Origin of the sequence: Vibrio sagamiensis NBRC 104589 (genome assembly GCF_007990935.1) — a bacterium.
Taxonomy (GTDB): Bacteria; Pseudomonadota; Gammaproteobacteria; order Enterobacterales; family Vibrionaceae; genus Vibrio; species Vibrio sagamiensis.
In genome coordinates, this window is sequence record NZ_BJXJ01000031.1 from 19663 (window position 1) to 45433 (window position 25771).

The following is a 25771-nucleotide window of genomic DNA, read 5'->3' on the forward strand; positions in this document are numbered from 1 at the left end:
AACAAGGAAGCCAAAATGCTTAAAAATGGAGCTGAGCTTAGCCTACAGCATTGTTATTCAAAAGGGGCAGACAAGCCATATATTCAAGCGGCCAGCTGTGTTGTGATGGTGCCTCCGAAAGAGTTTAGTTTTAATCCTGAAACTGCTCAAGATAATGAATTTCAGAACCCAACAGGACTATCTAAGGAAGATATTTTGCATCGCGTAATGGAAGAGTTTTCGACGATGGTAGCAAGGCTTCGTTTAGAGGGAGTGAAGGTTCTTGAATTTGATTATCCATTATCAAAGTTACCTACACCAGATGCGGTCTTTCCAAATAATTGGTTTTGTACCACATCTGAGGGAAGCTTATATACCTTTCCTATGGCGTGCGAGAATCGTCGTAATGAAGTTCGACCTGAAGCTTTAGTCATGATCTTTGAACAAGCAGGTTATGTAGTAAAGCATCGAGATTCTTTACTCTCATACCTCTCAGATGGTGCTTATTTAGAAAGTACGGGAGTAATGGTTTTTGATCACATCAATCAAACTATTTATGCCGCTTTGTCACAACGTTGTGATCGACTAGCTTTAGAGGATTTTGCTCAGCGTATAAGCTATGAAAAAGTGGTATCATTTCAAACCTGCTTACCTTCGGGAGCTCCTGTGTATCACACTAACGTCATGATGGCATTGGGAGAAGGTTTTTGTGTGATTTGTGACGAAGTCATTTCTCAGCATAAGCGAAAGTTTATTGTCGATTCAATCAAAAAAAGTAGGGAAATTATCTCAATATCTCTTGAACAGATGAATCAATTCTGTGGCAACGTTTTGCAACTAACGACAGACTCTGGTGACAAAGTGATTGCCATGTCTCAATCTGCTCATGATGCATTTTCCTCTACTCAGCGCAAAAAACTTTCTCAATATGGCAAGTTGTTGCCTTTTGATGTCTCTACAATAGAATCAATCGGTGGTGGTTCCGTGCGTTGCATGCTGGCTGAGGTATTCTTACCTCGCACGCCATTCAAGTAAATCAAATATACCGAGCTTCAGTAACTCAAAAGTATTTTTTCACCGATATACACTCGGTTCTTGAATATGGTAACGATATCGTTGTTTTCATTGAGCATATATTCTGAGCAGAGGGCCCGCGCCCTCTGCAAGTATATCATTTGGCCGAATATTCTTTGGTATTAAATCAATGTGGCGGTTTCCATTTCATATTGATTTGTATAGGCATTATATTGATATTCTAAATTTTTATCTTCATAGCCATCATAAATACACTCACCAATATTGTTCCTTGGACAGATGAAGTAATTACTGCGGTCAATCATTTCTGTATGACATATTGGGCAATACTTTTCCATAACAACCTCCCACTAAATTTGTGATTAAAACTCTGTTTACATAACCAAGTAATTTAAGGTTAATTAAATATAGGAATTTACTCCAAACATCAACCAGTCCTTAAGGTTATAGTCTAAATAATTTTAGCTCCATTTTTATTACACTAATGTGAAGCTTGTTTTTGAACCAAGGTCATTTATCAAGAAAGATGTCAAATATATCATATAATGACAAAGTTGTTATTTTATGGTTATGAAAACTATATTTATAAAATAAATATAAGGTTGAAATTATAATGTTAAGTATTTTTAAAAAGTTGAAAGATTTGCGAGTGATATCCCGAATTTAATAATACTTTCAGGTTTTAGAATTAATGAAGGCATACAATATTTTTCATGTTACCCCTTTAGTGTAGGTCCAATAAGACGTGGTCGACAATCTTCAAGGCAGCCAGTTTTCAAACGTTGTTCGACGACTTTTTGCCAAGAATCAACTAATGGAATGTTTAGCAATGGTTTTAACTCTTGGCTATCGAGGTTACCTGAAAAAATGATATGCATGATTTTTGTGAGTGACCAGTCAGGATATGGTCTATCACACAAAATAATTTCATCTCCAACACCAATTTCTCCTTCTTCGAGCACCCTGAAATACCAGCCTGTTTTCAAAGTATCTTGCAGCTTATGAGCCATATTGCATTGGTTAAACCTAATATTCAGTTTCCAACAGGGCATACGACCTTGAGATACTTCCAGTAACGTTGAACCAATACGAATTTTGTCATTGAGACATATGGTTGCCTCAGTGATTCCTGATGAGCTTAAGTTTTCACCGAATGCGCCAACAGTATTAATGACTGGCGATGGCCCCAGTTCTTGCTGCCAAAACTTGTAATGTTCGCTTGGATAAATGTGAAGTGCTTTTTGTAAACCTCCATGAAAACGAGAATCACCTTGTTCATCTTGTAATAAGCCAAGAGTTGAAACATAGTGGCGGCCAGAAAGTATTTTCTTATTGATTGCACTGAGTGACTGATGAGCATATGGAAGAGCTTTGCCCGCTAGAACAGCATTAATGTGGCCTAAAGTCGACATATTAGTTTCGGTTTTTTTAGTTAAAGAATGGAAAGTATATTAACTTTATTTTGTATTTAAAAGAGCAATGGGTGTAGATCTATAAAATAAAGCATTATCGAGAGTGCTAATTTATCGAAATCTTTTGATATCAGAGAATCTTGAAATTACTTGAGTAGATCTCTAAGTAACTCCAAGATATTAAGTGGTAGAAAGCACTATTAAAAAGTTCAACAGGTTGGTGAAATAGCTAAACAGTTAGCGAGATTCTAGTGGGTAAGAACGGTAGCTCCACATACCATAGGTTCTCAGTGCATCTCGGTAGATGCCAAGTAATTCATTATTGCTGGCATTTTGCAACTCATGCAACGGTCTATCTGGGTAGCTTACGGTATCAAATGTGATCCCTTGTGGACCAGTTTGCCAACTGGCTATTTCAAATAGAGTTTGTCCTCGACGGACATGGCTAGCAGAGCTGATGATTGTAGCGTGCTTTATGCCGTGATGTGCCAATGCATAGCTACTATAAAGAGCATTTCCGACGGTGCTGGTGGCATAGTTTTCCTCAATAATCCGCTCTTTACTGATCCCCCGCTCGATTAACCAATCTGCCATCAACTTACCTTCGGTCTTGTGATTTTTAGGCATGCCGCCAGTAAGTACAATGATCGCATTAGGGGCTGCTTTGGCTATTTCAAGTGTTGTTTGCAAGCGTGCGATTAATACATCATGCATGGAGCCATCAGGGTTTAATGCATAGCCGAGAGTGACGATTGCTCCTTTATCATCTAATTTATTTGTTAGTGGCTTTTCTTTTAGAGGTATTGTGATTACACGATCAATCGTAGCAAAAATACGCTGTATATCAGTAGCTTTACCCGGATTTAGTTTGTTAAGAATCTCTATGTGCTGCTGAGACTTTTTATTCTCTTCCTTGAAGCGTTGCCAAACCGCAAGGTAAGCATGTAAATCCACATTATCTGGTGCAACAGTCAAAGCTTGCTCAAATAACTCAATCGCTCTATCAACGTTTTTGTTGTAAATTTGAGCGTTGGCCGCTGAAATTAAAAGATCAGTTCGGTATGGCTCTAATTGATATGCTTCTAATAAGCGATTAGTGATAATTTCCATATTGCTGGGTATTTTGGCTGTAAATCCAGCATTTGAAACTCGAGCTGGGGATTTAAAAGCGATCAAGGCATCATTCAATAGTTGATCAACGACTTGGCGTTGAGTTACCAGTTGTGCATAGTCGACAGAAGGCTGAGCTGTTAGTGGTTGGCTAGCAGAAGTATAAGAAACGGCGCTGAAGCTTAAGATACTACCAAGGGCGATAGCAAAAACATTTTTGTTCATAATTTAGTCCTAGTTATTATTTTTGTTATATTTAATGACAGAACGGTAGTCTAATTTTACGCTATGAAGATACTGTGATCTGTGCTGGATAAAAAATATAAATTAATGTTTGCTTTGTTAATATTTGCTCCGTATCACTAAATGAGGTTAGAGCCAATGTGAGGTTTGATCACAATATATTTACATTTAGCATGAACAAGAACGAATTATCGCATTAAATATCACTTATCTTTTAAAGTAAGGATATAAAAATGATGAAGTTCTTTATAATGTTTTTCTTATGTATTGTCAGTATCAATAAATCAGCCTATGCAATGTCAAAACCAACATCAGCTAATAACCTATGGAAGAAAGGACAATATCAACGATTAACTCAATTTGAAATGAGTAAATTAAGAGATTCAACAAAAGAGTTAAATGGTAACCGTTTAGGTTATGGGTTTAATTTAGTTACAGAACTGCCAACAAGGAATCGCTGTATAATCAACGGTAGTTATCAAAGAATTGATAATTTCAGTCGCTTTGTTGAAGGTCAAGTTGTATCGAGTAAATCAGAAGTCGAAGAGTTTTTTTCAACAAGTTTATCTCTTAATGCTGAAGGCAGGTATGGTTCTTTTTCAGCATCCAGCCAATTTAAACGGGATATGTTGAATAGCTTTCAAAACCTAGAGCAGAACAACACCGTGGCTTTTGTGATTCAAGATAAAACGTATACGTTGATTAATGATGCTTGGCCAACAATTGACCCTAGAGCCTTGGCACTCTTACAAGCGAATACGAACATCAGTAAAACAAACTTTAGAAACATATGCGGCGATGTATTAGTGGATGGTATTCAATATGGACGTGAGCTTTCTCTTCTGTTGCAAGTAAAATCAAAGACTCAGCAAGCAAAGGATGTTGTCGATACGGCAGCAGAGATTTCAGCCAGTTATATGATGCTGATTTCAGGTTCAGCTGATAGTAAAACTTTAGAGCAATATCGTCATTACCAACAAAATTATGAGATTAAGGTTAAAGCTTATGTCTCTGGTGAATCAATGGTGTTATCAGATACTAATTTATTGAATTTTGCTGATAAATTAAGGGAGTTTGAGAGCAATCTCGGTAAACATCATAGCGTCATCAATTATCAAACGTCAGCATATCAGGTACCAGATGATATGGATTATTGGCAAGCATTCAAAGACTATCGTCCCGCAAAATTAGCAATACAAAAATGGCATCAATTTATGGCATTTACTCATTCGGAACAATGTCAATATAAAGACATCGCCCAGGTCTGTGCAGTAACAAAGCAAATGTATCGAGACGTGTTTGAGAATTGCTCTAATACCTATCGATGGCCGAGCTGTTTAGAGCCTAGTTTGTCTGAATGTAAATTACCTACAGAGCAACCTTGTAATTATATTGAGCAGGTGTCAACCCTAGTTTGGCAAGATGCTGTTGTTGATTGGGAGCAAAGTTATGACGTTATGTTTCCTAAAGAGTCGCTTGAGATCAATATTATTGGCTATGAAATGAAATTGGAAAATGGCTCGATAAAGAAAACTGCACTTGATCTAAGAGTTCGTTTAGATAAACCTCATCAGTTCGATGGTCTATTTGTGTGTGACTTAAAAGTTAAAGAAGACCATATCAGTATGTGTGGAGTTATGGATGAAAGAGGAGTTGGTAAAGTTATGATTGAAAAATTACGCTATTTGATCCGACAGTGATCAGGCTGATTCTCTAGTCACACTGATTTGAATATAACGTGCAAATAAAACTTTTTATAATTATATAATTTTAATTTAATCACAAATTATCACAAAATAAACTAATAATACATTTTAGTAATAAAAGTTACATAAATTAATCGAATGTCACACTTTCAACAAGGTTGAATTGATTATTTTTTGTGCTAAGTCTTTATTGGAAATGGAAGTATGTTAAAAAAATGTAAAGAGGATAATAATGATTAAATCAATAATTATATCCACCTTGTTGTGGGCATTAACATTTCAAGCTGTTGCCACTTCGGTTTATTATACAAATAGAACCAGTCAACCTATCGCTATTAAAGTTTTGATCGATGCGACTGCTCCAGTAGAGGAAGGGTACCAATACAAACTGACTGATGAAAATTTGATTATCCAACCTTATCAAAAAGCTAAAGTTGCGGAGTTTAATCGCTACTATGGGATTATTAATGGAGCGACCTATGATTATTATTTTGAAACACGTTTTCAAAATGCACAAGGTGGCTGGCAAGAAATGGCTAACGCACCTTTAGGGCAAATGCGTTTGTTAGGTCACGGTGCAGGGACTACCATTTCTTATGGCTTTAAAAATAGAGATCTTAAAACAGATTACTATCCGTATGTTGTGGAGTTATACGGAGAAAATGGCCATCACACAGAATTTGCAGTTAAAGCTGTTTATACATCGGGTTTTGATGATATCGAGTATGTTGTTTGTGAACATGATATTGCAGATATGGAATACGATGAAAATACCTTACAAATTGCGAGTTATAATTTATGGATGATTCCCTCTGTTTCTTCAGACATTAGTGAAAGAGCGGCCTTAATGGATCATAATTTATCCGGTTATGATGTACTTACTCTTCAGGAAGCATTTTCTGGTGAACGTGATAGATTATTCGATGAGTTAAGTTTGGAATATGCCTATCGTACTAATGTTGTCGGAGGGGATAGCATGGCGATGTACGATGGCGGTGTTGTTACCCTAAGTCGTTATCCAATCTTAGAAACAGATGCGATTGTTTTTGATTACTGTTCTGGCACCGATTGCTACGCCGATAAAGGGATTGTTTACACAAAAATAGATAAGAATGGTGTTATTTACCATGTATTTAACACCCACCTTGCCTCTTTTGATACTCCAGCCGCTAAAAGGTTACGTCGATTACAGTTAGGGTTATTGAGGACATTTATGCTGACAAAACAAATCCCAACTAATGAGGCTGTTATTTATTCGGGAGATTTTAATATTAATAAAAATGAAAACTTTTCAGAATATTTATTAATGCTAGCCACTTTAGATGTGGATCCACCTCAATACCTTGGTCATGTAGAGGCGACCTTTGATCCTCGGATTAACCCTTATGCTGAAGCTCGTTTTTCGGGAGGTGAGTCTATTGAATACCTAGATTATGTCTTGGTCAGTGCAAGACATCGTAGAGCAATAGAAAATTCCAATACAGTCAAACTAAGACAACGTGCGAATGCGGGTACATGGGGTAATTGGCATTTATCCGATCATTTTAGTGTTGAGGGAAGGTTTTCTTTTGAACCTAATTGATTTGGGAAATATCTCCACATACCCCGAAAATACGGCAGAATAATGGCCGTATTATTAAAAATGGCCTTATCTTTGGGCAATAAGGCCGAAAATTTCATGTGTTAATGTAATAACACTGCTCAATAAAGCTGTGCTTCAACTGTAGCAGCTAGGCATTAGACGTTCTTATCTTGTAGTTTTTGTTTTGCCTCTTCAACTTTTGAAAAATCTAAACCTAACTCATTGACAGCCTCTTTGATCAAAGCGGGGTTTTGCATAACCTGAGTCATAAGTGATTGAAGCTTATCCTGAGGCAGCCCAAGCTGACTAATGGTTGCCATTGCTGCTAATGGGTTTTGAGTTAAGGTATGGAAAATAGTTTGTATTTGCTCGTCGCTAATATTGTTGTCTTTTAACATAGCAATAATTGGATTCATTATTTTTCCTTTTCGATCCTGAAAAATTCAAGTAAGTGTAGCACTGTCTATCATCATGATATATACCCAAGTGACCTGAGGTCGTCTTGCGAAACACGACACCTTGAGGTTACTTGGACATATACCTCAACTCTTCTAGTTAGGCGAAGCGAGCTCTAAATGCAGAGGGACTCAGCCCCATAGTTTTTATGAACACTTTACGTAAGCTGTTGGCATCTTCATAGCCGACGCTGAGAGCGATTTTTTCAAAGCTTAATGAAGAAGCTTCTAATTGCTCACAGGCTTTTTGTACTCTTAAACGTTGTATATATTGAATTGGCTTTAACCCTGTAGCCTGAGTAAATTGGCGTAAAAAAGTACGCTCACTCATAAACACAGTCTGTGCCAGGTGAGCTACGGTTAATGTTTCACTATAATGGGTTTGTAAATGATGCTGCACTTTTATGATTGCACCATTACCGTGATCAAACTTAGGAATAAAGCTTTCGTAGTAACGCTGTTCTCTTCTGGCAGTATCAACAATAAGAAACTTACCTAGTTTACGCATAATGTGTGGCTTGGTCTGATGAGCGACAATTTCAAGTCCTAAATCAACCCAAGACATTAACCCTCCTGCAGTCAAAATATCTCCTTCATTCACGAGTAAACTTTCTATCTCTAAAGATACCTGAGGAAAAGAGGATCTGAAGTCCTGAGCAAATTGCCAGTGCGTTGTTGCAGAGCGGCTATCCAAAATCCCTGTTTTTGCCAAGATAAAAGTACCAGCACAAGCTGAACATAATTGAGTACCAACTGAATGGGCGTGTCTGAGGTAGTCGAGCAATTGAATGGGAGGAGAAAGATAATACTCTCCACCAAGGCTCGGAGGAATGATCAGCAAATTAACGTTATAATGGCAATTATCTACAGCATACAAGTTATTATAATCATGACAAGATAAGACACTTACTTCAAATTGAACTTGGTAGTTCTCCTGAATCATTATGTTATTCGCCATAATAAAAAGTTCTTTTAGACCGTAAACCGCACTCTGTAAGGCATCCGGGTAGTCAATAATTTGAATCTGAATTGATTTTGTCATTTTTGGACTGCTTTATGTCAATTTTGCCATCGGTATATTCTGCTGTGATTTCGCATAATAGTCTCATCAATTATGAACAACAAAAAAAAGAGAATTTATTATGTCTAAAACAGCCTTATTATTAATTGACTTCCAAAATGATTACTACTCAACTTACCCTGGTGCCAAATGGGCTCTGTCTGGTACAGAATTAGCAGCACAAAATGCATCTCAGTTACTTAACGCCTTTCGTCAAAAAGGGTTACCAGTTATCCATGTAAAGCACGAGTTCCCGACAGATGAAGCCCCTTTCTTTTTACCGAGTTCAGAAGGCGCACAAATTCACTCTAGTGTTGAACCAATTGAAGGCGAAACAGTGATTCTTAAACATCAAATTAATAGTTTCAGAGACACAGAGCTTCAAGCAAAATTAGAGCAATTACAAGTAACAAAGCTGGTTATTGTTGGTGCAATGAGCCACATGTGTATTGATGCAGTGACACGTGCGGCAGTAGATTTTGGTTACGATTGTCATGTTGCTCATGATGCTTGTGCAACCTTAGATCTTGAGTTTAATGGAGTAATGGTACCAGCTTTACATGTGCATGCGGCTTACATGGCAGCCTTACAATTTGGCTATTGTGTTGTAGATAGCACTGCTAAATTATTGCCTTTGGCTAAGTAAAATCAAGAAATTAAAATAGTATTTAGAAGGGTGTAGGTAATGGCTTTAATAAGTATTTTTGAATTTGACATCAAACCCGATGAAAAGGAGAGCTTTTTTAAGTTTTTACAGCGTATTCTCCCTGAAACACGTCAGTTTCCCGGGAATGTGAAGGCACAAGCTGCGAGACTAAATGATCATAAATTTATTGTGAGTGTCGAGTGGTCACGGGTAGATGCATTAGAAAAATATTTAGAATGGCGTAAAGAACGAGGTGATTTTGCACAATTACTGACTTTTCTTAAGCAAGAGCCGATGATTAGTACTTATGAATTGTTAATCGATATTTAAATCTTATGAATGGAGTGGTATTGCTGTACAGAGATATAATGTAATTATGCTGTACAGATAAAGAGTAGTGTAATCTAGGTCTAAGGTCCGTTAACTACAAAGCCCAATATCTAAACCAAGTATTATTTTAGTATTTAGTGAAGATATTGAGCTCTTCATATGAGGGGCAACAACTTAAACGTAATAAGCTTCCACTTCACCTTTTAGTTTGATCAACATTGGGTTACCAAAACGGTCTTTTGCTTTTGGTGATGCTATTTTTACCCAGCCTTCACTGATACAATATTCTTCAACATCAGTACGTTCCTGACCGTTAATACGAATACCAATCTGGTGTTCAAAACACTCTTTAATAAAAAAAGGACTACGAGGGTTACCTGCAAGACGATCAGGCAATGCGGGTTTAGTAGCATCTGTCATTGTGATTATTCCAAATAAAATAAATAATGCCTCATTGTAGTCAGTGTTACGATTGTGTACAAGAACTAAGGTACGACTCTTAAATGGTTTGATGTGTAGGCAACCGAATTACAGCTCAGCAATTTGCAGGTCAGGCACTAAAGTGTAAAGTATAGTAGTAACATTTAAGTCAATTGCATTTGTGCCCAAGTTAAGCAACAGGAGTGACTATGTTTACAGGAATTATTCAGTCAATAGCTAACATTGTTGAAGTCGTTGATAAAAAAGGCATTCGTACTTTTACTATTGATTTTAAGCCAGGCTTTTGTACCGATTTAGAAATTGGTGCGAGTATTGCTATTGATGGCGTATGCCTTACCGTGACAGAAATTGTCTCAGATGTTCGAGTTAAATTTGACGTCATGTTGCAGAGCTTGTTGATCACAACACTCAGCAAATATGAAGCGAGTTCGTGGGTTAACGCAGAGCGTGCCGCAAAAGATGGTGCTGAAATCGGAGGTCATCCTTTATCTGGTCATGTCGATTTTAATATTGCGGTGCTAGATATTAAACATATTGAAGATAACTACTGCATGCGCTTTGACTTGCCGGAAGCGTGGAAGAAATATATTTTCTCTAAAGGTTATATTGCATTAAACGGTGCCAGTTTAACGGTCTCTGATGTAAATAAAACTGAAGGCTGGTTTGAGGTATGGCTGATTCCTGAGACTCGACGTATGACGGTATTTGAACAAAAAAAGGTAGGCGATTGGATTAATGTTGAAATTGAGCGTGGAACACAAGTCGTCGTTGATACCGTGCGTGAAACCATCGCTGAAAATCTCGGGCCACTAATGCCAATGTTTGAGAAGTTACTTGCAGAGCAAGGGGTGGATATGAATGCCTTAGGTTACAAGCCAAAGGAATCAAGTCAACACTCATAAATATTAGAGTTAATTTGCGCTCACCTAGATATCTTTGTTGTGCTATAAAAAGACCTAGCCGCACGTGCTAGGTCTTTTTTATAAGTTATTTAGTCTGGTAAATCGGACCAATCCAATGGTATGGCTTCTGGCATTTCAACCAAGAAAATGTCTGCATCTGCCCTGTATTCATTAATTCTAAAATATGGAACACCACTAGAAACAACTCTAGAAGCATAAGACCAACTAGATGATGTGTCAGCTCCATCTCTTAAGTAAATTTTGTCCCCATTTTCTATGCAACCAGATAGTCGATTGCCATAATCATCAACTTTTTCAATTGAAAGCCATTTAGATGCATTTGTATAGAGTTTATAGTAACTAGGATAAAGCTCTGTATAGTTCAAAAAATATGACTTGTGCCTTAGAGACTCTATTTCAACAAAACTATCGTCAAGTAGGCACGTCGGAAATGAGTTTGTGTCATTGTTTAACCAATAGCTAGGATATTGACTGTCAATTGCCCATTCGATATCTGCTTCGTCTGTATGATCTTCAATAAGTACATAGTCGCCTGCCGTCCAGCTACCAACGATACCGGTGTTGGCACCAGCCTTTATGTATTGTCCAGTGTCTTTATGCCTAAATTTAATCGTATTGTAGCGTTTATTTTGGCCTCTAAAAGACTTTGTAGGAATGCCTGACTCTAAATATTCAAAACCAATAGCGGGGAAATGATCTGATAGATCATTCAAGTAATGCCTGCCTGCATTTAAACTTGGAACTGAGACGACATGATAGTACACGTCTTTTACAGTGGGGTCTAAAACGACATTATGCCATGCACGTGGCTGTGCAAACCCTTTAACTGATAAAATATAATCCAAAAGTTGTCCGTCCTGATTCCAACCGCTATTTTTGTAGCTTGCAAGAGAATTAAGATGTGGATCCCAAGAATATTTGAGGCCTCTGTGAACAGGCTCATTGGTGCTCAATATCGACATCATCTGAGCATGTTCTGCTGATTCTTTGACAACATTAAGATCTCCTACAATATATAGGTACTCCGATGTATCCATGGCTTTGGTTCGAAGAGATTCATCGATATACTGTTTAATTTCTTCAAACTGAGCTTTCCTTATACCCTCGGGAGTTGAACCAAAAATACACGCGTTCGTGTCTGCTTGAGTATGAGTGGCAATGATATTGTAGATTCTATCATTTTTTCTTATTTTTACATGGATAAAGCCTTTATTGGCTCCCTCATCCTCACCACATGCCTGAGCAAATACACGGTATACTGCAGGTTGTATTATTGGTTCTTTGCTCAGTACCACAACACCTTTATTTAGTCTTAAACCGGAATCTTCATTAGGATCAGTTGTATAGGGGAAGGTGGTTTTTAGGCCATCAAAAAGCCTTTGAGTATATGAGCCTGCAATTGTACCTGCAAATGCTTCATTGAGCACGACTACATCATTGAAATCAAAAAGGTCGTTTTTTACCTTCAGATATTCACTAATTCGTTTATCTCTCTCAACAGTACCTAAGGGAATTAAAAACACATTGGCTGTTATAACTTTAAGCTGAGTTCTTGGCTTAACCCTCAGCTCAAACTCTTTTGCTTCACTTTCCAAGCCACGTTCATCAGTTACGATTAGTTTGAGATTATATATCGTTTCTGAGTCCGAGCCGTCTTTACCTGTTTTCGGTAGGGTAATATTGAGTGGGGTATTAACGGTGTTTTTTTGATCTTGGGCCGGAATCGACTGTTCAGACTCATCAAGAGTGAGTTCAACCTCATCACCTGGCATTTGTGACCAACGGTAAGAAGTAATCTTGATCTCATCTAGTCCTGCTGTGGCAGTTTCAGCCGAGGCTGTTGCACTAATCGTGATCTGATCATTGTCTTGTATTGGCTGTGTTGGATTTAGGTGTTGATGATCGCCACGGTATGCATGGGTCATCACACCAATAGTTGGTCGAACAGCCTTTTTGATTTTAACTGGCTGTTTCTCAGTGATGGATTGGGTGCCATTAAAAGACGTCACTTCAGCCCAAACGTTAACATCAAGATCATTTAATAACCCATCTTTTGTCTCAAAAAAGGTATCGATTTCTAGAAGGCTATCTGCTGAATCATTCTGATGGCTACTTGGTACGTCGTAGCTTGGTAAGGTTACCTCGCCATTGGGGCTATCGGTAAACCACTTAACGTGACTGATGTAAGAGTCTTCATCGAAAGCATCCAACTCAAAAGTGATAGTCTGCCCTGATGACACTTCTGGCGTGGCTGTTACTTTTACCAGTGTTGGCTTAGACCAAGGCTTTAACTCAATCTTAGCGCTTTTGCTGGTAGGGATACCCGTACTGCCGCCTCTTACAATGACAGTAATGTTAGCCTGCTCCAGACTAACGAAGTCACTTGCTTGGAATTTGGCGTTCAATGTGAGTGGTTTATCTTTGCTGTCGGTACTGCCTGTAGGGATATCGTCAGCATGTAAGAGCGATAAGTCACTGCTATCTGTTTTCCATTCGACTGAGTCGATATTAGCATTAGTACTGTAAGCTTCTGCTGTTAAAGTGACGGTTTCTCCAGGCCTTAATGTGTCACGAGAGGGGGTTAACGTAACCGTTGGTTTTGAAATGACCGGGCGTTCATTGTTTTCCTTTCTGGCGATGATGGTTAAATCATCCAATTTTGATTGTATTTGCTCGCCTTTATCAGAGTGTGCCGTGACGGTTATTGATGCAGATAAGTCTTCGGTGACTTCTTTTGCCTTAAACGTTGCTTTAAAGCTGACTTTATTTTCTATAGAGTCGCCTTCGATCGGTGTAAAAGTTTGTGACTCAAGAGTAAGGTTTTCTGCATCCCATTCAAGTGAGGTAATATCACCTTTAGCACTATCCCAAGTGGTACCAGATACAGCAATTGTCGTTCCTGTTAGGATATTATTTTCGATTGGTGCTAGGATAATATGTGGATATGATGCATCAGAGAAATCACGTGAGATAATGGTGAAATTTGTCGTCTGTGGTGAGCTTTGCATCTGATCTGAAGATGTGGCAATGACGCTCACAGATGCGAGTAAATCATAACGTACTTGATCAGCTCTAAATGTCACCTTAAAGGTGTTTGGATTGAGCTTAGAGTCACCTTCAGCTGGGGTAAATATTTGATTAATAAGTGTGGCATTTTCTGTTGTCCAATTCAACGCAGTAACATCACCTGCATCATCCCAGACCTTACCTGTGATAGTAAAAGTTTGCCCACTTTCTAGAGAGTTCGCTAGGTTGGATAAGATTTTTATATGAGGTCGCGAGACATGAATTGGCTGAGTATCCTCTTTGCGTGCGATGATCGTGATTGTTTCTGAAGCTGGTGTACTTTCATTGTATTCAGTAGATGTAGCAGTCACACTTACAGTGGCAGTTTTGTCTATATCTAATAGTGTATCAGCGACAAAAGTGGCTTTGAAAGTACTCGGGTTTTGCTCTGAATCGTTCTCAATTAACTCCGTTTCTTGATTTAGTAAGGTCAAATGAGGGTTTGTCCACTCTAAAGATTTAATATCACCATCATCGGCCCAAGTTGTGCCTGAAATTGTAAATATTTCACCACTGTTTACAGAGTCAGGTATACCTGTTAATTCAATGTATGTTTTACTAAGTGGTGTATGCTCTGGAAGAATCGTTAAGGTAGCGCTTGTAGTTTGAGAAGCTCCGCTTTCAGCGGTAATTGATGCTTGAATAGGTGCGCTGGTTGTGGTGGAAACATCCAAAGCAACAAGCGTTGCTTCAAAGTAAATGGGAAAAGGAGAAGAACTGTCAGCTTCAAGTTCTGTTTTTTCATCAATAATGGCAAAGTGCTCACTATTATCCCAAGCAATGCTGGCAGTATCACCAAACTCATCCCATGCTCGACCTGTGACGACAAATGGTCGGCCACTAACAGCGGTCAAAGATAAGCGATCAAATTTGATTTTAGGCAAAGCAATCGGCGCAGGCTTTGTGTCCGGCTCAATTGCAAGCGTCATGGTCGCATGAGGGCTTTGGTGTTCAGTACTCGATATTGATAAAACATCAAGAGTTGCACTTGTTGCTTGAGTTACGTCATCGATCTTAAATGTGGCTGAAAATGATAATGGGTCTTGCTCAGAATCTCCCGTAGCAGGGATTAAGCTTTGCTTTACCAACTCTAGATGTTGCGTCTTCCAGTTGAATTGAGTGATGTCACCAACTCTATCCCAAGTTTTTCCTGTAATAGTAATCGTTTGGCCTCCCGTTATTGGGCCGATCATTTTATTTAAGCTAATACGTGGGATGGAGACTGATGGCTTGGTATTATCGGCATTTTCTTTAATGAAAATAGTCAATTCAATTGGTTTATTGTCACTTTTTTGGCCTGAAAGAGAAGTGGCCGTACCCAAAATAGTCCCTTTTTGAGGGACTAAAACTTGATCTACGAGGAATCTTACAGTGAAGCGTGTTGGTTCTTGCTCTGAGTCATTTGATTGTAACTGAATATCTTGGTTGAGTAATTTCATCCCTGTGCTAGACCAGCTAATAGAAGCAATATCGGTTGTATTATCCCAAGCAATACCATGTAAAGTGAGTGTCTCACCTGCGAATATTTTCGTTGGTAAATCCGTAATATTTATGATTGGTTTTGAAGCGATGATAACGGGATTATTATTGCCTGCGTCTTGTTTAGGTAAACCACCAGAGCCATCACAAGCAGTTAAAAGCAATATAAAAAGGCTACATACAAAAGGTTTTATCATAGTTTAGATCTCCTGCTCACAAAGGTGTGGCCAGGTTATGGTTGTAGATTTTAATGGTCGCACTTCGGCGTTGAGAGTTTGGAACAGAAAGACTCTGCACTTCTTCACCAAGCGCTGTGATTTTAATTCGTTGTTTTTTGATATTTTCGTTTAACAAAGCTGATCTAATTGATTTTGCTCTGCGAATAGACAGGTTATCGTTATAGTGATTTGTGTCAGTATTATCTGTTGAAGCGATAATCAGAACCGACTGCTTTTCAGACACTCCTTGGGTAAAGCTTTTCAACTTAATCAGTGAATCAGGCGAAAGCTGGCTACTGTCAAAATCAAAATATAAAGTTAATGATTGCTCTTCTTTTGCCGTTGATTTGACCTTATCGGAAAGGACTAAAGAAGTTGACAGAGAGGCAGATAATGGCTCTGCATCGTATGTTCTGGGTACAGAAGCAGTCGAAATACTTGAAGGGAAATAGTAAGTTAAACCAATAAATGCTTGCCAGATATCGGATTTACCAGTGGCACTGGAACCAACAGAACTGACCCATTTTAGACCAGAATCAACACTGAATTGTTCAGATAGTTTATAACTGCCAGAGGTACCAAGATAGGGAGAAAGGCCATTGCTTGATTTGTTTACACTATAATTTAGTTCTTTGCCGTCCATATCGACAAACCAAAGAGCTGCGCCACCGATGAGGTTAAGGCTTAATGAATCTGCAACAGGCAAAGAGTAAGCGAGACCGAGCTCAGCGCTTTGAATTTTTGCTGAGTAATCCGCCTTCAGGAGCTGATTTTGAAGCGCTGGGTAGGTTGCATCTACTTCTCCATAATGCTGGTAACTCAGTTCGATAGCGATATTCGGGGAATATTGATAGCCAAGCGTCGCACCAAAAGAAATGTCGTTTGTATCACAGCTGAGCTCATGAGACTCACAACCACCAGAGAAGTAACTCATACCAATGGTGGGAGCAATATACATATCAGCCATAGTGCTGTGTGACAATGTTGCTAAGGCAATAAAGATGCAACTATTCTGCACCTTTCTTTTGTGTTTCATAAGGTAAAAATTTCCGATTTTTATTCTCGATTTTTATTGATACTTATATTTTTACATAAAAATTGCAGTGCATTGTCACATGTGTGAGAATTGACTTGAAATTGACAAAAAAAGTGGATGAATTTAACAACCATATACCTGTGGTTTATTATGTATCTTTTGTTATTTCTTTTTTATGATTGATTATTCTGATAATTTGAGTCTTCAATTCATCAGAAAAAGAGTGATTTCAAAAATCATTGATATTAAGAAAGTAATCTTTATCCAATAAATGCTACCGGGTTGAACTCAAATACCGCACCGAGAGATTGAGCAGTTTTAGCCCAAAGACTTTTTGACGATTCTCTATATCGAACGATGGTACTTTCTTGTCTTTTCTACATTGGGTGCTAAGAATGTATCACTGAAAAAAGGCTCTTTAGGGTTAATTGGAGATATAGTATATGTAATCTCTAATACTCATTTATCCCATTCTTCATTAGATAATTTAAAAATAAATGTAATTGTATAATACGTAAAATAATATAATTATCGAGTGAAAAATAATTGTAATACTTTTGAATTTATTCGTGATGACTTTTTATTATTTGATTGTTGATATTTTAAGTTTGAAAATCAAATTGACCTTGGGCAATGCTTAAAGTTAAAAGGAAAAATTAAAAAATAGGAATAGAATTATGAAAATGAAATTAAAATATCTTACACTACTATCTCTAGTATCATCAGGACTCGTATTAGCGAATACAGGTGATTCCACTACTAGCGAGGAAAATGATGTCGTTATCCAAAAAAATTATTCTGAGGATGGCTACAAAATATATGCATTACCAAATGGACAAATTCGTACCGAAGTACCTGAGAAATTTTTTGCTTATGGTGGTGAACACAGAATCATAGCAAAAATTAATGATGTATATACTCATGAAACTTATAATGGAGAATGTTATTATTGTCATGTATTAGGGAATTCGGATAGTAAGGTATATGTTGAAAATTCGCAATTCTCAGGATCTGGAATAGAAATGATAGGCTCAACGTTGTCACTAACTCAACATTCTGGTGGCCCGGGTGGTTCAGTCGGTGACGACACGCTAATTAGAGTAGTTGCAACTTATGTTGTCACAGGACAGCCTGACTATGGCTATCGTCACTATAAATCACAAGATGTGAAACCTGAAAAATTTAAGGCAAATGATGTTGTTTATAGTGAGTATGATGAAAGTTTATATCAATGTAAAATTGAAAACTGGTGTAATGGTAACCCAATGTACTATGAGCCAGGAAAGGGTTTAAATTGGGATCAGGCATGGAGTGAATATGAAGTGCCATTCGAATAAAATAACTATTAATTATTAGTTTTTATAAAAGAGCGTTAGTTTCCGCTCTTTTTAGGCTTTGATGCGTAATTCACTTTCGAAGCCGAATCGACCTATTGAGATTGACTTTTAGCTAATTCGGCAAGTTTTAGGCATAACAAGCCCCGTAAGCTTATTTAACGATTTGAGTATCGCGTAAGTTTCACCGACTTGTGTGATGTAATTTGCACCACATTCTATGTTTACCATCCGTGCAATGCTTTTTGACTTTCCACTCGCCCCTACCATAAACTTTGAGCCCTGCTGCATCGATGGCGAGGCATTGAATCGGTCCTTTTGTTTTCATTTTAAACTACAGATCAACGTCTTTGGCTCGACGGCTTATAGAACTGTAATGTGAACAACTCAGTGGATTTTGAGCAAGTAGAAATACAGAATCAATAAAGCCTAGTGAAGTGCGAAATGGCATTGAAAAATACGCTTTATCATTAAAGCTGTTGTAATCGCTAAATCGCTAAATCGCTAAATCGCTGAAAATACGGTCTCTGCTGCGCTTATTTTGTTTGCCTTACTTTCACCCACTTATCGCATCATAATCAATCTAAAATGTCAAAGAGCCGTGGTTGATGATTGTACTGTTTCCAGTTGTTTGCTTTATAACGTGATTTAGGCATGAGACTACAGAGTCGAATGAATGTAGCGATCAGATCGTAAGCTTTGGATTTAGTTCCATCGATTTACGCAACAAAACCATATATAACTGAAAAAAGGCTCTTAAGGGTTAATTGGAGATATAGTATATGTAATCCTTAATACTCTATTTATCCCATTTTTATTATATAATCACTGCGTGAAAAAGTAATTATAATATTTTTTAAATTATTTTTGATGATTTTTTATTATTTGATTATTGATGTTTTAAGTTTAAAAATTAAGTTGACCTTGGGCAATGCTTAAAGTCAAAAGGAAAATTTAAAAACATAGGAATAGAATCATGAAAATGAAATTAAAATATCTTACAGTACCTCTGATATCATTATCTGCGAATGCAATTGCAAATATTGATGATGTATCCGTACGAGGACCAAATGGCTATGCTCACCAAATTCCATGTGTAAAAATAACGGAACCTTTCTACAAAGATTTGAAAGTTAGAGTTAAGCAATATATCGACGACAGTGGGATAGACGAAACAACTGATGAGTTTTTCTATATTAACTCCGGTACAACTGGTAGTTTTTGTGGGACTCAAATTGATGGGAAAATTTGGGTAAACGGCTGGGTTGGAGTAAGTTGGGATCTTACAGACACAGCTGGTAAATCATATGCAAATTTCTCAACTCGAAGCCATTTTAATGGTGAAGGAGGTAACAATGATTGGGATATTGAAGAGAATGGACAATGTGCAGCAGTAGAAGGCAATGGCGTTTATCTAGAATATGGTTCGACAAAATCTTGTAGTAAATTGAAAAATGTACCTGATAGTGCTGTAGTGAAGGCAATGTTTGTTCCAAACTTAAAAGATGATTTACCTGATTATGGCTATCCTCATTACAATGCAGATGCTGTAGTGGAAGGTAGTCAGGTGTTCAAGGCAGGTGATATTGTTTACGGTGAATCAACTAGGTCCCTATATAAGTGTAAAATTACAAATTGGTGCAATGGTCTACCGACATACTATGCTCCGGGGGATGGTCTGAATTGGAACCAAGCATGGGATCCATATGAGCTTAAATTCATAGATTGATAAATTATATAAAGAGCGGAAATTTCCGCTCTTTATATTATAAGCTATAAATAAAAAAGGAATTTTAGATGAAAAATATAATTGGGATTATATCTCTATTAATTATAACTGGAGGAAGTCATGCAAGTGAATTCTCTGGAAGTAAACCAACAGCTGCATACATGGGAGCATATGTACTAAATCAAGATCCCTATGCTTTAGAAAAAGTTGACGACAATTATGATATTAAGGATGTGTCTATCGGTTTTCTTTTAATTAAAAAAGGGTTGAATTGCAATTTCGATAATATAACAGATGGTTCCGATGCTAATCCCATTACTGGGCATGCACAAAAATACAAAAACTTTGAAGAAAATGGTGGTAAAGTAGGTCTTGTTTTTGGCGGTGATGCTGGCGAACATGACGATCCGGTAATGGTCTGTGATGCAAAAGAACTTTATAACTTGATCGATGAGTCAGTAAGAAGATCACCGGTTAATATAGATAGAATAACCTTTGATATTCAAAATAAAACTTGGAGAAATGGTGATTTCAGTCCAGATGAAAAAGAAGGAGCATTTTACCAAAAATTGGGCAATGTCTTAAATAACTTAAACAATCTATATCCAGATATTAGTCTCGAACTGTCAATACCACAATACACACCATATTGGGCAAGACCATACAATAATCAATTGAGAAACTTTTTAAGTAACTTTAGTCACGCAATTGATGAGTATCACATCATGACTCGAGCAAGCAGTACAGACATGCTAAGGAGATATGTGAATGATACTATGTCAGAACTTGGAGGTTGGCCAAAAGATAAAACAGTGATTTTATTGGTTGGGAGTGATAATAATCAATTTAAAGCGGACAATTTGAAAACGGAATACAGTCAATATATGGGCATGGCAACGCTATTGACTCAGGAGGCAGTGCTTGATCCTATCCGTGCGAATCTACATAAAGAATTCAATAGTCAATATCCAAATCCGAACGACTTTAAAATATACACCTTACCCATGGGAGGTATAGAAGCAGTGATACCGCAGGGTATTTATTATGGTGAACATCGAGTAATCGCCAAAATTAATGACGTGTATAATTTCGAAACCTACAAAGGCACTTGTTACTATTGTGATTCTGTACAAAATGATGGGAATAATATGCTTGCCATAGGAGAAAGAGAAAGGCATATTGCTCCCGGTTCGATAATTACATTAAGCTTACATAGTGGTGGTCCAGGAAGCTCAATGGGTAAAGACACGTTAATTAGAGAATTGTCGCGTTATATCGTTAAAGGAGTTCCTGACTATGGATATCCTCACTATAAAAGTGATTTGGTAAATACCAAGCGCCAGAAATTCAGTAATGGTGATATTGTTTACAATGATGTAAATCAAAGACTTTTTCAGTGCTTTGATGAGGCTAAATGCAATATTAATCCAGAAAAATATGAACCAGGTGAAGGGATAAACTGGCAAGAAGCTTGGAAAGAGTATGTTAAATAATAACAAATAAAATATCGGAAGTCGCTCAGAATATTACTGAGCGACTTATTTTTATTAAATTACCAAATGAATTAAACAAGCTACACAGGACAAGCACAAGAAACTAACTTAACACTGATAATATAGGTGGGACTAAAAGAAAGAGTAACACGACAGTCATGAGTGGTCTCAACAAGTTAACAGGTTTAAAATTGTGTTGAATTAGAGCGTTTAAAAGATGATTTAAAGCCGAAAGCGAGAAGAAAACTAACATAACTAGTGTGATAGTGACATCTGCCATGCTGCCCCAATCAGAGAAGAAGACAAAGACGGCGACGATAGCAATGGCAAGATTGCAAAGAGCAGATTGAACCTGATAAGGCCGATCCGAGCGATAACCGATTTTACCAGCGGCTTCTTTGCCCAAGCAAAGCCCTTCAAATGCAACACTGAATCCCATAATGGCGACAATCCAAGGCCCTAGAATGTGGAAAAAGGAATGGACGTTGGTGTTATTATTCTCTGCAATAAAATAAACAGCAATAATCGCTATTGGTCGAAACCATTCGATGATAAAAGTCATTTGGGCATATCCTTTCCATTTTTAATTAGATTATCCATTAGTATAAGACATTTTATCGCATTGATATATTATCCAAAAAACTGTGATAATAATAATCACATTGAGAATTACTAATCAGATTTTTGGTTAATATTTATATTTTTGTATTTATATAAAATTAATTTACTTTAGTTAAAGGTTTGCTATTAAAGAGTTAAAATTATAACAATAGTAAATTGTCGATTTTTACTTACTTACTTAGTGGGTTCTTAATTGATAATTTATTATTTACTTTGATTTGATAAGATGCATTGGCAATAAACAAATTAAATCTACCTTAACCCTTACTGTGTAATTATGTATAAAAACATAAAATTTATATTTTTCAACTAATAAGGTGAACTAATGTATAATAAAATTAAGCAATCATTCTACCTATATCGATTATTTTTACAGGTGGTTACTATTGTATTAATTGCAAGTCTATTTGGGTGTCAGGATTCTTCGGATCCTTCTTCAAATGCATCCCACAATCGACCTACAACTGATCACGCTGCACAACCTCAGGCGATTAGTACAAGAAGTGGCTTTATTACTGTTCAGCCCAGTACTCAAGAATATATTGATATAAGTAATTACGTATCGTATGAAAATGATGTCGATATAGATAGCATTGAAGTAGAGGTCACTAATCAAAATATGGGGCAAGAAAGTGTGTACCAGTCAGGATATTGTGGCACCCCAACTCCTGAACTAAATGGTGATCGTTTGGGCTTCTATGTCCAATTAGATAATCATAACTTATGTACTTATCGATATAAAGTGATTGGAAGAAAAACGAGCAGTAATGAGGAGGTAGAGAGTCAATTTGCCAAAATAAATTTGTTTGCTACGGTGGAGTCTGATGCGAGACTACCAACAATATCAAAGCATATATCATTAACAAATAACCCAAATTCTCAAGCCGTAGTTAATATAAATTTAGTAGATGAATTGAGTGAGTTAAATTTTTCAGAATGGGACTTATCCGAAGATATCCTACTATTAGGAGATGGTGAAATAGAAACTTCTGAAAAAACAATATCATATTATGGAAAAACAGCAGGTTATGTACGTATTTTTTATACACTTTTTAACTCCAAACAATCTACTGAAGCTAAACTAGGACAAATTGATATCACCATCGGTAAAGAACATACTAATGGAATTATAATATCTGATATAGAAGAATTTAGGTATGAAATTGATTCTCAACCTACCTTAATTGTTGATATTAGAAACCTTATAAAACTAGAATATGATATTGATTACCAATTAATAAACGTCTATTCAATTGATGGATCTGTATCGTTAAATGATGAGCAAAGAAAAGACCTTAACAACAAAGAGTTTACTTTTAACTGGAATAAATACAGTCCGAAAAACACGGATGTAAGCTTCGTACTTTCTGATAATGAAGGAAACTTTAAAGCCGGTATCTTGAGATTAGTAGGAATAAACCAAGATCTTACGAATGCTTATTTGTGTAATGGAAGACTACCAGATAAAGCGTGTATTGATATTGCTGATATAGGAAATGAAACATTATTTACAAATTCACCATCAGTTAATTTCTTAGATAACATAAGTTCTGAATTAATTGAAACTAATAGTACAGATAATGGAGTTCTGGGTCAGAATTACGGTAATTTCTATAGATTTAGTCACTCTAAAGCGCTGGCACTCTGTGATACCTATAATACGATAACTTTAGGTGGAAGAACAAACTGGCGATTAGCAACCTTGAACGAATTAGATAAACTGTTTAATACTTTTGGTAATATGTTTAATAAACGGGGGTGGCCAACAAGTTATAATTACTGGTCGACTACACAAACAGTTAAACCTACTAAGCCAGTTCAATATAAAAATATGAACCTATACTTTGGATATGAGTTCTCTTACGAGCCAGACTTTGAACTTTTCGCATCCTGTATTTCTGAACGTCAGTTTTGAAGAATAAGCAGATATGCTCAATTAGCCTTAAGGTGTTCTGAACTATTCCTCCTGAAATTACGGGGTATGTGAATTGTTAGTTAGATGGGTTATCTGTTATCTGTTATCTGTTATCTGAGGTTTAAGAAGAGTTACCTGTGAATGACTTCTATTGAAGAAAAACCATTTCTAGTCAGATAGGTAACTCTTTATATTTAAATTTGATTTTAACTGAATTTTTATTGAGACTCGTTGTGGGTTTTTTCTGATAGATTTTTCAATCTCGTAGCTAGCCTTTCAGCATTATCTTTAGCCTGTGCACGACTAAAAGAGGCTTCAGTATCAACATAATGTATGAACTTATCCATACTAGGAGTGCTATTGGTTTTATACTCTAACCATACTTCAGGCTGGAAGATGGCTAAATCCATAGCAATTTCAACTTTATCTCCAATAAGAGATTTTTTTATCTCTATATCAGTAATATTTTCTGGAAGTGGTTTGTTAATTATTTCTATAGATAAATTGATAATATCATTAAAGTATTGAGTTCTATACTTACCTGTAATGATACTGCTAATATAATAAATGGCATCCCATCTTTCACGTTCATCATCATAGTTATATCTATTCGTATCAATATCAGATAATAGCGCTATTCTTGAAGCTTCTACCATTTTGTAGTCATTTAATAATAACTCAAAGTTTTGTCGATCAGAAGTAGTAGTCAATACTTTGCTACTTAGAGAAATAAAATGATCAAACTTTTCGCTTGGTTGACGCCAAGTATTAAATGCCCAGTCATAGCTTTGTTCATCTGGATCTAGATCATCGATATGGTATGAATTGATGGTTTGGACAGGTGTACCTTTGGTAAGAGGTAAGGTGGAAGTAATAGATGACTGTATATTTTTTTCATTAAGTAAATCATCTCCTAGAACAGATAGATTAAAACCTTTTTCTTGCATACCATAGTGAAAGATTAAAAAAGCGATAGTAGGTATGGATGTAGTGAATAGTATTTTTTTCAACATATAAAACCTGTGAAAAGCAAGGCATACATGCCTTGCTTTAATTTAAATTGAAGTTATTTAAGTATTATCATAATAGGTTAAAAGAGATCGGTAGGAACCTGACTTCTTAGTAATAGTCTTCCAGTCAGATCTGCACCATCATTTTGATAATACATAGAACCAGAGAGGAATCCTTGTGCTACAACGATTTGACCATTTGTACTGTTATCTGAGGTATCTGGCATGACATTATAGACTTTTCCTGTAAATTTAATGTCTTCAATGTTGGTGATTTCATCAAAGGTGCCATCTTTGCTGATCAAGCTGTCACCAGTATTAATATTTTCAGCGGTGAGCATGTAACCTGTAGAAACAAGTAACGGGTGATTATCCGTTACCTTGATCTGGTTACCGCTGGCAGTGTGAAATACTCGAATATTATGAACTGTTTCAATAATTGACTCACTATAGGCTTCGACATCTTTTATCTGATAAGAGAGATTTTCGAGGTTTGCATCGTCAGATAAGGTGACGATATTTGTTAATCTCTTTGTTAGTGCATCATATATGGCGTGTTCTCCATCAGAAAATAGTATTTTTTGGTCGGGTGTATAGCATGAAGATACACAAAATATCTTTTTTGTATAATGTTTTATATTACATGAGGAATATTCATTAGTAGGAGCTCTAAACCAATCATTAAAATTATATGGACTAAAAAAACTTGGGTACTTAGGTCTGGCTCTTATGTTACCATCATCGTCATATGTATAATACTCATAATCTCTTTCAGAAATGAATGAACATCTCTTAGCCCATTTGTTTCTCCCAATTGCTTTTGATACATTTAAACTATCCATTGAACATCTTTGTTGTACTTCGATTTCAGGAATTGCTAGAGTTGTGGAGCTGAAAAGGCTGATTCCTAAAATAAGTGTTATTTTATTAATATTCATTTAATATCCT

General features: G+C 36.7%; 21 protein-coding genes and 1 pseudogene. 10 read left to right on the forward strand and 12 right to left on the reverse strand.

Features of this window, described 5'->3' with window-relative positions:
* Positions 1-15: 15 nt before the first annotated feature.
* Positions 16-1014, forward strand: a complete 999-nt coding sequence (locus tag VSA01S_RS14355; protein ID WP_050567281.1) for an arginine deiminase-related protein — start codon at positions 16-18, stop codon at positions 1012-1014.
* A 161-nt stretch (positions 1015-1175) separates the two neighbouring features.
* Here VSA01S_RS14355 and VSA01S_RS20040 read toward each other — a convergent pair whose 3' ends face one another.
* The 3 genes from VSA01S_RS20040 to VSA01S_RS14365 all read right to left on the reverse strand — a co-directional run bounded on the left by VSA01S_RS20040 (position 1176) and on the right by VSA01S_RS14365 (position 3761).
* The gene (locus VSA01S_RS20040) at positions 1176-1352 is read right to left on the reverse strand and encodes a hypothetical protein (RefSeq protein ID WP_158000759.1); all 177 of its coding nucleotides are present in this window, start codon (positions 1350-1352) and stop codon (positions 1176-1178) included.
* A 378-nt stretch (positions 1353-1730) separates the two neighbouring features.
* On the reverse strand, positions 1731-2426 hold the full coding sequence (locus VSA01S_RS14360) for an MOSC domain-containing protein (protein ID WP_039980100.1): 696 nt from the start codon (positions 2424-2426) through the stop codon (positions 1731-1733).
* A 237-nt stretch (positions 2427-2663) separates the two neighbouring features.
* Complete coding sequence (locus VSA01S_RS14365) at positions 2664-3761, reverse strand: YdcF family protein (protein WP_039980099.1); 1098 nt, start codon at positions 3759-3761, stop codon at positions 2664-2666.
* A 251-nt stretch (positions 3762-4012) separates the two neighbouring features.
* Here VSA01S_RS14365 and VSA01S_RS14370 point away from each other — a divergent pair, with 251 nt between their 5' ends.
* Both VSA01S_RS14370 and VSA01S_RS14375 read left to right on the forward strand, forming a co-directional pair.
* On the forward strand, positions 4013-5479 hold the full coding sequence (locus VSA01S_RS14370) for a hypothetical protein (protein WP_227739608.1): 1467 nt from the start codon (positions 4013-4015) through the stop codon (positions 5477-5479).
* Between the two features lie 238 nt (positions 5480-5717).
* Positions 5718-7067: a sphingomyelin phosphodiesterase gene (locus tag VSA01S_RS14375; RefSeq protein ID WP_039980098.1), complete on the forward strand. Its 1350-nt coding sequence runs from the start codon at positions 5718-5720 to the stop codon at positions 7065-7067.
* 155 nt (positions 7068-7222) lie between these two features.
* On the opposite strand, the gene VSA01S_RS14380 is transcribed toward VSA01S_RS14375, so the two are convergent.
* Together VSA01S_RS14380 and VSA01S_RS14385 are read right to left on the reverse strand one after the other, a co-directional pair.
* Positions 7223-7483 carry a DUF2999 family protein gene (locus tag VSA01S_RS14380; protein ID WP_039980097.1) on the reverse strand — a complete coding sequence of 87 codons (261 nt, stop codon included), beginning with the start codon at positions 7481-7483 and terminating at the stop codon, positions 7223-7225.
* 139 nt (positions 7484-7622) lie between these two features.
* On the reverse strand, positions 7623-8564 hold the full coding sequence (locus VSA01S_RS14385; RefSeq protein WP_039980096.1) for a GlxA family transcriptional regulator: 942 nt from the start codon (positions 8562-8564) through the stop codon (positions 7623-7625).
* A 100-nt stretch (positions 8565-8664) separates the two neighbouring features.
* Here VSA01S_RS14385 and VSA01S_RS14390 point away from each other — a divergent pair, with 100 nt between their 5' ends.
* Together VSA01S_RS14390 and VSA01S_RS14395 are read left to right on the forward strand one after the other, a co-directional pair.
* A complete protein-coding gene (locus VSA01S_RS14390) occupies positions 8665-9228 on the forward strand; it encodes a cysteine hydrolase family protein (protein ID WP_039980095.1) in 564 nt (187 codons plus the stop codon).
* Positions 9229-9267: 39 nt separating this feature from the next.
* A complete protein-coding gene (locus VSA01S_RS14395) occupies positions 9268-9558 on the forward strand; it encodes a putative quinol monooxygenase (RefSeq protein WP_039980094.1) in 291 nt (96 codons plus the stop codon).
* Positions 9559-9732: 174 nt separating this feature from the next.
* On the opposite strand, the gene VSA01S_RS14400 is transcribed toward VSA01S_RS14395, so the two are convergent.
* Positions 9733-9978, reverse strand: coding sequence for a DUF3297 family protein (locus VSA01S_RS14400; protein ID WP_039980093.1), 246 nt, complete (start codon positions 9976-9978; stop codon positions 9733-9735).
* A gap of 209 nt (positions 9979-10187) precedes the next feature.
* Between VSA01S_RS14400 and VSA01S_RS14405 the strand changes: the two genes are divergently transcribed.
* A complete protein-coding gene (locus VSA01S_RS14405) occupies positions 10188-10901 on the forward strand; it encodes a riboflavin synthase (protein ID WP_039980092.1) in 714 nt (237 codons plus the stop codon).
* 89 nt (positions 10902-10990) lie between these two features.
* Here VSA01S_RS14405 and VSA01S_RS14410 read toward each other — a convergent pair whose 3' ends face one another.
* On the reverse strand, positions 10991-15664 hold the full coding sequence (locus tag VSA01S_RS14410) for an endonuclease/exonuclease/phosphatase family protein (RefSeq protein WP_039980091.1): 4674 nt from the start codon (positions 15662-15664) through the stop codon (positions 10991-10993).
* A 16-nt stretch (positions 15665-15680) separates the two neighbouring features.
* Positions 15681-16721 (reverse strand): OmpA family protein, encoded by a 1041-nt coding sequence (locus tag VSA01S_RS14415; protein WP_039980090.1) that lies wholly within the window; start codon positions 16719-16721, stop codon positions 15681-15683.
* 677 nt (positions 16722-17398) lie between these two features.
* On the opposite strand from VSA01S_RS14415, the gene VSA01S_RS14420 reads away from it, so the two are divergent.
* Positions 17399-18058: a hypothetical protein gene (locus VSA01S_RS14420; protein WP_039980089.1), complete on the forward strand. Its 660-nt coding sequence runs from the start codon at positions 17399-17401 to the stop codon at positions 18056-18058.
* A 196-nt stretch (positions 18059-18254) separates the two neighbouring features.
* Here the strand turns inward: VSA01S_RS14420 and VSA01S_RS14425 are convergent.
* Positions 18255-18711 (reverse strand): annotated as a pseudogene (locus VSA01S_RS14425) (transposase); the annotation flags it as partial.
* Between the two features lie 320 nt (positions 18712-19031).
* Between VSA01S_RS14425 and VSA01S_RS14430 the strand changes: the two are divergent.
* Positions 19032-19784, forward strand: coding sequence for a hypothetical protein (locus tag VSA01S_RS14430; RefSeq protein WP_039980088.1), 753 nt, complete (start codon positions 19032-19034; stop codon positions 19782-19784).
* Between the two features lie 68 nt (positions 19785-19852).
* Entirely contained in the window at positions 19853-21277 is a 1425-nt protein-coding gene (locus tag VSA01S_RS14435; protein WP_039980087.1) for a hypothetical protein, read from the forward strand.
* Between the two features lie 103 nt (positions 21278-21380).
* On the opposite strand, the gene VSA01S_RS14440 is transcribed toward VSA01S_RS14435, so the two are convergent.
* On the reverse strand, positions 21381-21839 hold the full coding sequence (locus VSA01S_RS14440; protein ID WP_039980086.1) for a DUF6790 family protein: 459 nt from the start codon (positions 21837-21839) through the stop codon (positions 21381-21383).
* A gap of 384 nt (positions 21840-22223) precedes the next feature.
* Here VSA01S_RS14440 and VSA01S_RS14445 point away from each other — a divergent pair, with 384 nt between their 5' ends.
* Positions 22224-23813, forward strand: a complete 1590-nt coding sequence (locus VSA01S_RS14445; protein WP_050567280.1) for an adhesion domain-containing protein — start codon at positions 22224-22226, stop codon at positions 23811-23813.
* A gap of 218 nt (positions 23814-24031) precedes the next feature.
* On the opposite strand, the gene VSA01S_RS14450 is transcribed toward VSA01S_RS14445, so the two are convergent.
* Positions 24032-24826, reverse strand: coding sequence for a hypothetical protein (locus VSA01S_RS14450; protein WP_039980085.1), 795 nt, complete (start codon positions 24824-24826; stop codon positions 24032-24034).
* Positions 24827-24903: 77 nt separating this feature from the next.
* On the reverse strand, positions 24904-25761 hold the full coding sequence (locus tag VSA01S_RS14455; RefSeq protein ID WP_021711013.1) for a Hint domain-containing protein: 858 nt from the start codon (positions 25759-25761) through the stop codon (positions 24904-24906).
* Between the last annotated feature and the right edge of the window lie 10 nt (positions 25762-25771).

What these genes read in the sequence shown, in the direction of transcription:
- VSA01S_RS14435 (WP_039980087.1), top strand. Translation starts at nt 19,853, where the DNA reads ATGAAAAATATAATTGGGATTATATCTCTATTAATTATAACTGGAGGA.
- VSA01S_RS14365 (WP_039980099.1), bottom strand. Translation starts at nt 3,761, where the DNA reads ATGAACAAAAATGTTTTTGCTATCGCCCTTGGTAGTATCTTAAGCTTC.
- VSA01S_RS14355 (WP_050567281.1), top strand. Translation starts at nt 16, where the DNA reads ATGCTTAAAAATGGAGCTGAGCTTAGCCTACAGCATTGTTATTCAAAA.
- VSA01S_RS14440 (WP_039980086.1), bottom strand. Translation starts at nt 21,839, where the DNA reads ATGACTTTTATCATCGAATGGTTTCGACCAATAGCGATTATTGCTGTT.
- VSA01S_RS14395 (WP_039980094.1), top strand. Translation starts at nt 9,268, where the DNA reads ATGGCTTTAATAAGTATTTTTGAATTTGACATCAAACCCGATGAAAAG.
- VSA01S_RS14380 (WP_039980097.1), bottom strand. Translation starts at nt 7,483, where the DNA reads ATGAATCCAATTATTGCTATGTTAAAAGACAACAATATTAGCGACGAG.
- VSA01S_RS14400 (WP_039980093.1), bottom strand. Translation starts at nt 9,978, where the DNA reads ATGACAGATGCTACTAAACCCGCATTGCCTGATCGTCTTGCAGGTAAC.
- VSA01S_RS14430 (WP_039980088.1), top strand. Translation starts at nt 19,032, where the DNA reads ATGAAAATGAAATTAAAATATCTTACAGTACCTCTGATATCATTATCT.
- VSA01S_RS14390 (WP_039980095.1), top strand. Translation starts at nt 8,665, where the DNA reads ATGTCTAAAACAGCCTTATTATTAATTGACTTCCAAAATGATTACTAC.
- VSA01S_RS20040 (WP_158000759.1), bottom strand. Translation starts at nt 1,352, where the DNA reads ATGGAAAAGTATTGCCCAATATGTCATACAGAAATGATTGACCGCAGT.
- VSA01S_RS14455 (WP_021711013.1), bottom strand. Translation starts at nt 25,761, where the DNA reads ATGAATATTAATAAAATAACACTTATTTTAGGAATCAGCCTTTTCAGC.
- VSA01S_RS14450 (WP_039980085.1), bottom strand. Translation starts at nt 24,826, where the DNA reads ATGTTGAAAAAAATACTATTCACTACATCCATACCTACTATCGCTTTT.
- VSA01S_RS14415 (WP_039980090.1), bottom strand. Translation starts at nt 16,721, where the DNA reads ATGAAACACAAAAGAAAGGTGCAGAATAGTTGCATCTTTATTGCCTTA.
- VSA01S_RS14370 (WP_227739608.1), top strand. Translation starts at nt 4,013, where the DNA reads ATGATGAAGTTCTTTATAATGTTTTTCTTATGTATTGTCAGTATCAAT.
- VSA01S_RS14420 (WP_039980089.1), top strand. Translation starts at nt 17,399, where the DNA reads ATGAAAATGAAATTAAAATATCTTACACTACTATCTCTAGTATCATCA.
- VSA01S_RS14445 (WP_050567280.1), top strand. Translation starts at nt 22,224, where the DNA reads ATGTATAATAAAATTAAGCAATCATTCTACCTATATCGATTATTTTTA.
- VSA01S_RS14385 (WP_039980096.1), bottom strand. Translation starts at nt 8,564, where the DNA reads ATGACAAAATCAATTCAGATTCAAATTATTGACTACCCGGATGCCTTA.
- VSA01S_RS14410 (WP_039980091.1), bottom strand. Translation starts at nt 15,664, where the DNA reads ATGATAAAACCTTTTGTATGTAGCCTTTTTATATTGCTTTTAACTGCT.
- VSA01S_RS14360 (WP_039980100.1), bottom strand. Translation starts at nt 2,426, where the DNA reads ATGTCGACTTTAGGCCACATTAATGCTGTTCTAGCGGGCAAAGCTCTT.
- VSA01S_RS14405 (WP_039980092.1), top strand. Translation starts at nt 10,188, where the DNA reads ATGTTTACAGGAATTATTCAGTCAATAGCTAACATTGTTGAAGTCGTT.
- VSA01S_RS14375 (WP_039980098.1), top strand. Translation starts at nt 5,718, where the DNA reads ATGATTAAATCAATAATTATATCCACCTTGTTGTGGGCATTAACATTT.